The organism is Mycobacterium sp. SMC-21 (genome assembly GCF_045310825.1).
Classification (GTDB): Bacteria; Actinomycetota; Actinomycetes; order Mycobacteriales; family Mycobacteriaceae; genus Mycobacterium.
Window position 1 is genome coordinate 262,968 of the sequence record NZ_JBJIAO010000005.1, and the last position, 6,000, is coordinate 268,967.

The window sequence follows — 6,000 nt, forward strand, 5'->3', positions numbered from 1 at the left end:
TCGGCAGGCTCGGTCTGTGCTTCTCCGATCGGAGGGTGAGTTTCCTCAGGCACTGCACTTCCTTTCGAGGGTGGTGAATTGTGTTGCGATCACGGATGTGATCGCGAAGTTGTGGCTGCCGCGCAGTCGGGGCACACACCCCAGTAGATGACCTCGGCCTCGTCGACGACGAAACCGTCGAGCACGCCGTGGGTGTCCGACGGGGTCAGACAGGGCGCTTCGCCGGTGGCGCAGTCGATGTCGGCGATGGCGCCGCATGACCGGCACACGACGTGGTGGTGGTTGTCGCCGACGCGGGTCTCGTACCGGGCCACCGAACCCGAAGGCTGGATGCGACGGATGAGCCCCGCGGTGGTGAGTGCGGCCAGCACGTCGTAGACCGCCTGACGGGAGACGTCGGGCAGGATCGCGCGGACCGCGTCGAAGACGCTTTCGGTGTCGGCATGCGGACGTCCCGCCACCACCTCCAGGACTGCGAGGCGGGGCCGTGTCACACGGAGATCTGCGGAACGCAGCTGCTCCGTGTAGTCGGTCGTCACGTGTTCACTTCTACGCGCTTTTTTGGACTGAGTCAAGACTTTGGCGTGATGTGTGTCACGCGAATTCGCTGAGGGAAACCGGCGACGATGCCATTCGCAGAGGTCAAAGCCGTTGTTTCGCAGACACTTTAGGCGACCCGTCGCGCGCCCGCAGGGAATTCACCCGAACCGGCGAATCGCCGCGTTCAGTTCGCGGGGCGATTCAGCATCCGAGGCTGAACGTATGCACAGAGTTTGCCGACGGCCGCCGAATCCGCGCGGCGCGATTGTTAATCTGCTGCATATGCGACGCAGCGTGACAGGCCACCCGGTTCGCCGGCCGGCTGACGCGGGAGACCACCGGGTACCCGCATGACCGCTGCCGGACAGAATCACTATTACTGGCTCACCTCGCTGCTCGCCGTCCGCGGCCTGCAGACCCGAACCTGCCGCGTGATCGCCGCGCTCAACGCGGTGCTCGGCATGGTTCCCGTGGTGCTGATGCTCAGCCCCGCGGGACCCCATGGCCCGGTACGCCAGGCGATCGCCATCGCGGTCGGCGCCTGTGCGCTCGGCGTCGGCGCCGTCTGGCTGCGCCATTCCTGGCCCTCGCAGCGGTTCTCGGCGATCTCGGTGACGCTCGGCGCGATCCCGATGAGCGCGGCCTGCCTGATCATGACGGACCCGATGCTCGGGCTGCTGGCCACCAGCGCGTTCATCTTCTCCAGCGGTTATGTGGCCTTCCTGCACCGCCCCAGCGTGCTGGCCGGTCCCTGGGTGCTCGGTGGGCTCACGCTGGGATACCTGGGCGTCCGCGTCGGGTCGGAAGACCCCGCGCTGGCGGCGTGCGCCGTCCTGATCATCGCGCTGCTCAACGTCTTCGTGTTCTTCACGTGCCGCGTCGCGATCGGGCTCAGCTCGACCGACATCCACCACAGCGAGATCGAACCGCTGACCGGGCTGCTCAACACCGACGGGCTGTACTCGCGCGCCGCGAACCTGCTCGCCGCCCGCAACCGGCAGGACGACCGTCACATGGTGCTCGCGGTCGTCAGCATCGACAGCTTTCCGCTGCTGTCCTCGATGTCCGGCCAACGGCGCGCCAACCGGGCCCGTATCGACGTCAGCCAGGCACTGCGGGAAACGGTGCGCCGCAACGCCATCGCCGCGCACATCTCCGACAGCGACTTCATCGTCGCGGACACCTTCACCAGTCCCGACGCCTCGCCGCTGATCGACCGCGTGCAGGGCGCCATGAAGTCGACGCCGTCCCGGGTCACCGCGAGCATCGGCGTGGTGTGCACCCCGCTGGCGCCGCTGACGGTGCACCCGCCCGAGATCGTCATCGACGCCCTGCTGGCCGCGGCCGCCGAGGCCATGGAACGCGCCCGCGAGGACGGCGGCAACGACGTCCGCTACGACGTGCGGGACGACCTGCCGATCAACGAGTAGGCAGCTCGGCGCGAATCCGCGGCGCGATGAGGCCCGCCAGGTAGTCGTGTCCGGCGTCGGTCGGGTGGACGCCGTCGGGCGCGATGAGGTCCGGACGGTCGACGAACCACCGCTCGGCGATCGGGTCGACGAATGTGGCACCGGCCATCCCGGCCTGCATGCCGAGCACGTCGCGGATCTGCAGCACCGCCGGCGGCACGTCGGCCGTCGGCCAGGGCGGCCCGATCACGAGCAGCTTGGCGCCGGGCGCCGTCGCCCGCGCCTGGGCGAAGGCGTCGTGCGCCATCCCCGACAGCTGCACGAGGTCGGCGCCCTGGTCATTGCGGGAACCGAAGAACACCACGAGGGCGTCGTCCGGACGCACGGCGCGCCTGGTCAGGTCCAGGAAGATACTGCCGTGGTCGCCGCGCACGACGTAACCGGCCCGGCCCTCGGCGGCGACGTCGGCCGTGATCGGGGCACCCCAGGCATCGAGGTTGCGACCCGCCTGCGCCGTCCAGCTCCGGGGGCCCTGGCCGCCGAAGTTGGTGCCGTTGGTGTACGAGTCGCTGATCACCGCGACGCGTTCGGGCATCCCCGGGCGCACGTTCCGGTACGCGTGTGCCGGACCGGGCGCGCTCACCACGGACACCGCACACAGCGCAGCGGTCAGCAACAAGGTGGTCAGATGGCGCACGGGTCTCCCATGATGAGTCGGTACTACGGCGTAGTGCGGTCAGCCTGCGCGTTCGGCGGGCTCTTCGTCGTCAGATATCGCCTGGAGTTTACGTTGTGTTACAACAGCTTTCGAGCCATCTGCCGGCCCGACCATGCGCCGCATCCAGTGCCGCGCCGGCTCTTCGACGTAGTGGAACAGCACCACGGCACCGGCGAACGAGCCGGCCAGCAGCGCCAGCACGATGAACTTGGTGCCCCAACTCGGCAACATCTCGATGCGGTACTGCGCCGCGGCCCAGTTCCAGCCCTGATGCACGAGTTCGTGGACCATGTACAGGCCGAACGACACCTTGCCGCCGTAGACCATGACGCGGGTCGACAACAATGCGGGCAGGGTGCCGGTGCCGACCGAAAGGGCCACCACCAACGGCAGGAAGAAGACGTCGACGAGGCCGAAGTCGTCACGGATGGTCGGGATCGGATGTGCGTCGAACCAGTACACGAGGCCCACGATGACGGCCAGCAGCACCACCGACAGCACCCCCGCGACCGTGCGGCCCCGGTCGGTCAGGTTCAGCTTGCGGACGGCGGCACACGCCAGGGCACCCGCGGTGAACTGCAGGACGATGCGCGGCAGCCAGCTCCACGGCGTGTAGAACTCGCCCGTGGCGGCCAGGAACAGCAGCGGCGGCAGCGTCACGGCGAACGCCAGCCACAGCAGGGTCCGCGCCCGGCTTACCCGGGCCACCCGGAACAGCACGATGACCAGCAACCCGAACAGCAGGTACGCCAGCCATTCCGCGCTGATCGACCAGGCCGGGCCGTCCCAGCTGGAGTTGTCGAAGTACGGCACCACCCACAGCTGGACCAGGAACAGCTGACGCAGGTAGTTGGGGCCGGTGAGGGTGGCCGCCTCCGGCGACGGGAAGTCGCCGACGTTGAGCGTGAAGATGATCCAGGCCACGGCGAGGTGCATGGTGACCAGGTAGACGGGCCAGACCCGGGCCAGGCGGAGCCACAGGAAATGCAGCGTCGCCCGTGTCGACCACGCCGGCCCCATGCGCTCGAGGTAGTTCCAGGTGAGGACGAATCCGCTGAGGATGAAGAACAGATCGACGCCCTGCGCGCCGCAGTCGAGAATCGGGGCGAGGGCGTCGCTCAGGGGCGGTGACGCCTGCTTCAACAGCGGACGGAAATGGAACAGCACCACCCACACGGCGGCGACGATGCGCAGGCCGGACAGTGCCTTGATTTCACCGCTCGGCACAACACTCATGACGGGAAAAGGGTAACAGCGGCGACGACCCGGGTCCCGACGGGAAACCTGTGACTTTTCTTCGACGGCACTGCCGAGCGCCGGAATTCTGTTGCCGCCAGAATGGCGCGCCGGGGCGCTGGAATATTCGGCCGCTCGGGAGCATTCTGTAGACATGCTAATTAGGCGGAAATTCACGACATCGGCGGTCGCCGCGGTGGCCGCCACAGCAGCAATAGTTGCCGCTCCGGCCGCAGCGATGACCCTCTCCGGGAGCATCGGCGCGGATCGGACCGTGGTGGCCGACAACGGCTACGGCGGACCCGATGGCCAGGGCGGCGGCGGTGGCTGCGGCGACGGCGCGAACTGGCGAGGCTGTGGTGGCTGGAACCCCGTCACCGGCGGATTCGGCCACGGCTGCTTCAACGGGATCTGCGGCGGCTGGGACGGCAGTCGCGGCTGGGGCGGCTGACAAAACATTTGCTCGCGTCGCGAGATAATTGCATTTCCCCTATTCATGGCTCGCGGTAATTGGATTTACTTCGCGCGGGAAATCCCTAAGCTCGCGGCCATGGATGTCCCGAGCCCGCGGCCCGACGCGCCGCATCTGGCCGACGTGGTGCCGGCCGTGCTGGCCGCGATGGGTGTGCACGGAGCCCAACGCGACGGGGTGCACCGGCCCATCGACCTGCCCGGCGGCATCCGCGGCGCGTGCGTCTTGCTGATCGACGGTCTCGGCGCACAGTTGCTCGACACCTACGCCGACGACGCGCCGGTACTGGCAGGACTTCGCGGCCGGAATCTGCGCGTCGGCTACCCCGCCACCACCGCGGCGGGGCTGGCGGCGGTGGGCACCGGCCGGCGCTCGGGCGAACACGGCATGGTCGGATACTCGTTCCGGATTCCCGACCACGGCGTGGTGAACGCGCTGCGCTGGACGCCGCACCCGTTCGGCGCCGATCTGCGCGACGTGCTGGTGCCCGAGGAAGTCCAACCGCTACCGACCACATTCGGTCAGGCCACGGCCGCCGGCGTGGCCGTGAACGTCATCTCGGGCGCCGAATTCACCAATTCCGGGCTGACCCGCGCGGTGCTGCGCGGCGGCCGGTACGTCGGGGTGCATCGGCTCGGCGACCTCGCGGCCCGCGTCCAGCAGGCCGTCGCCGACGGCGGATTCTGCTACGGCTACCACGCCGACCTGGACATGCTCGGCCATCTGTACGGCGCGGGGTCGACCGCGTGGCGCATGCAGTTGCGACAGGTGGACCGGCTGGTCGAGTCGATCGTCGAAGCCCTGCCGTCCGGCGGGCTGCTGGCGGTCGTTGCCGACCACGGCATGGTCAACCTCGCCGAAGCCGACGTCATCGATATCGATGCGCGTCCGGCGCTGTTGGACGGCGCCGTCGCCGTCGCCGGGGAGGCGCGCGCACGGCACGTCTATGTCGCCGACGGGGCGGCCGATGCGGTCGCCGACGCGTGGCGAGAAACGTTGGGCGCCAAGGCCTGGGTTCGTACCCGGGAGCAGGCCATCGCAGAGGGCTGGTTCGGCGCGCGGGTGAGTGACGCGGCCCGCAGCCGCATCGGCGATGTCGTGGCCGCGGCCCGGGACAACGCCGGGTTGGTACGTCGAACGGTCGAGCCGCTGGAATCTGCCCTGATCGGACAGCATGGGTCATGGACAGATGCCGAGCAGCTGGTTCCGCTGCTCATCGCTTCCGGATAGCCGGAATTACTCCGGCTTCAGATGGGCGTCGTCGGCGAAAACGAGCGTGCCGCTGTCCAGCAGGACGGCCCAGCGGCGCGCCGCGTCGACGATATGGTCCTCACCGACATCGACCGAATAGCCCGCATGATCGCCGTAGTCCTCGACGATCACCCCACGCACGTCTTTGGCGTCGCCACGGTTGACGCGAACCCGCATGTCAACGGCGAACTTGGCGTTCCTACCCATAACCACCCCAGCATTTCTGGTAATCACCGCAGGTACGGAACCTCGGCCCACCGACCTCTGCCCCGACGTCAGTAGGTACCGAACTTTAGGGGCTCTTCATGATTGAGGGTGTAGAACGGTCAGCTGCTGTCGGCCTGTGATTGGGGTGTCTGGTTGGCTGGGTGTGT

General features: G+C 68.2%; 7 protein-coding genes. 3 read left to right on the forward strand and 4 right to left on the reverse strand.

The genetic code is table 11. From position 1 onward, the window contains the following. Positions 1–89: 89 nt before the first annotated feature. Positions 90–539, reverse strand: coding sequence for a Fur family transcriptional regulator (locus ACJH6H_RS08425; RefSeq protein ID WP_212811353.1), 450 nt, complete (start codon positions 537–539; stop codon positions 90–92). Between the two features lie 351 nt (positions 540–890). Between ACJH6H_RS08425 and ACJH6H_RS08430 the strand changes: the two genes are divergently transcribed. Beyond that, positions 891–1,970: a GGDEF domain-containing protein gene (locus ACJH6H_RS08430; protein WP_212811352.1), complete on the forward strand. Its 1,080-nt coding sequence runs from the start codon at positions 891–893 to the stop codon at positions 1,968–1,970. On the opposite strand, the gene ACJH6H_RS08435 is transcribed toward ACJH6H_RS08430, so the two are convergent. Together ACJH6H_RS08435 and ACJH6H_RS08440 are read right to left on the reverse strand one after the other, a co-directional pair. After that, the gene (locus ACJH6H_RS08435; RefSeq protein WP_212811351.1) at positions 1,960–2,646 is read right to left on the reverse strand and encodes an Rv0518 family GDSL lipase; all 687 of its coding nucleotides are present in this window, start codon (positions 2,644–2,646) and stop codon (positions 1,960–1,962) included. The two genes, ACJH6H_RS08430 and ACJH6H_RS08435, sit on opposite strands and share 11 nt — an antisense overlap. Before the next feature lie 39 nt (positions 2,647–2,685). Then, positions 2,686–3,903, reverse strand: a complete 1,218-nt coding sequence (locus tag ACJH6H_RS08440) for an acyltransferase (RefSeq protein ID WP_212811350.1) — start codon at positions 3,901–3,903, stop codon at positions 2,686–2,688. A gap of 154 nt (positions 3,904–4,057) precedes the next feature. Here ACJH6H_RS08440 and ACJH6H_RS08445 point away from each other — a divergent pair, with 154 nt between their 5' ends. Both ACJH6H_RS08445 and ACJH6H_RS08450 read left to right on the forward strand, forming a co-directional pair. Further along, positions 4,058–4,354 (forward strand): hypothetical protein, encoded by a 297-nt coding sequence (locus ACJH6H_RS08445; RefSeq protein WP_226518474.1) that lies wholly within the window; start codon positions 4,058–4,060, stop codon positions 4,352–4,354. A gap of 99 nt (positions 4,355–4,453) precedes the next feature. Next, positions 4,454–5,605, forward strand: a complete 1,152-nt coding sequence (locus tag ACJH6H_RS08450; RefSeq protein ID WP_226518475.1) for an alkaline phosphatase family protein — start codon at positions 4,454–4,456, stop codon at positions 5,603–5,605. A gap of 6 nt (positions 5,606–5,611) precedes the next feature. Here ACJH6H_RS08450 and ACJH6H_RS08455 read toward each other — a convergent pair whose 3' ends face one another. Beyond that, on the reverse strand, positions 5,612–5,833 hold the full coding sequence (locus ACJH6H_RS08455) for a hypothetical protein (protein ID WP_036420312.1): 222 nt from the start codon (positions 5,831–5,833) through the stop codon (positions 5,612–5,614). Between the last annotated feature and the right edge of the window lie 167 nt (positions 5,834–6,000).

Excerpts from the sequence above, each read along its gene's own strand:
- ACJH6H_RS08430 (WP_212811352.1), top strand. The coding sequence starts at position 891 with ATGACCGCTGCCGGACAGAATCACTATTACTGGCTCACCTCGCTGCTC.
- ACJH6H_RS08440 (WP_212811350.1), bottom strand. The coding sequence starts at position 3,903 with ATGAGTGTTGTGCCGAGCGGTGAAATCAAGGCACTGTCCGGCCTGCGC.
- ACJH6H_RS08450 (WP_226518475.1), top strand. The coding sequence starts at position 4,454 with ATGGATGTCCCGAGCCCGCGGCCCGACGCGCCGCATCTGGCCGACGTG.
- ACJH6H_RS08455 (WP_036420312.1), bottom strand. The coding sequence starts at position 5,833 with ATGGGTAGGAACGCCAAGTTCGCCGTTGACATGCGGGTTCGCGTCAAC.
- ACJH6H_RS08445 (WP_226518474.1), top strand. The coding sequence starts at position 4,058 with ATGCTAATTAGGCGGAAATTCACGACATCGGCGGTCGCCGCGGTGGCC.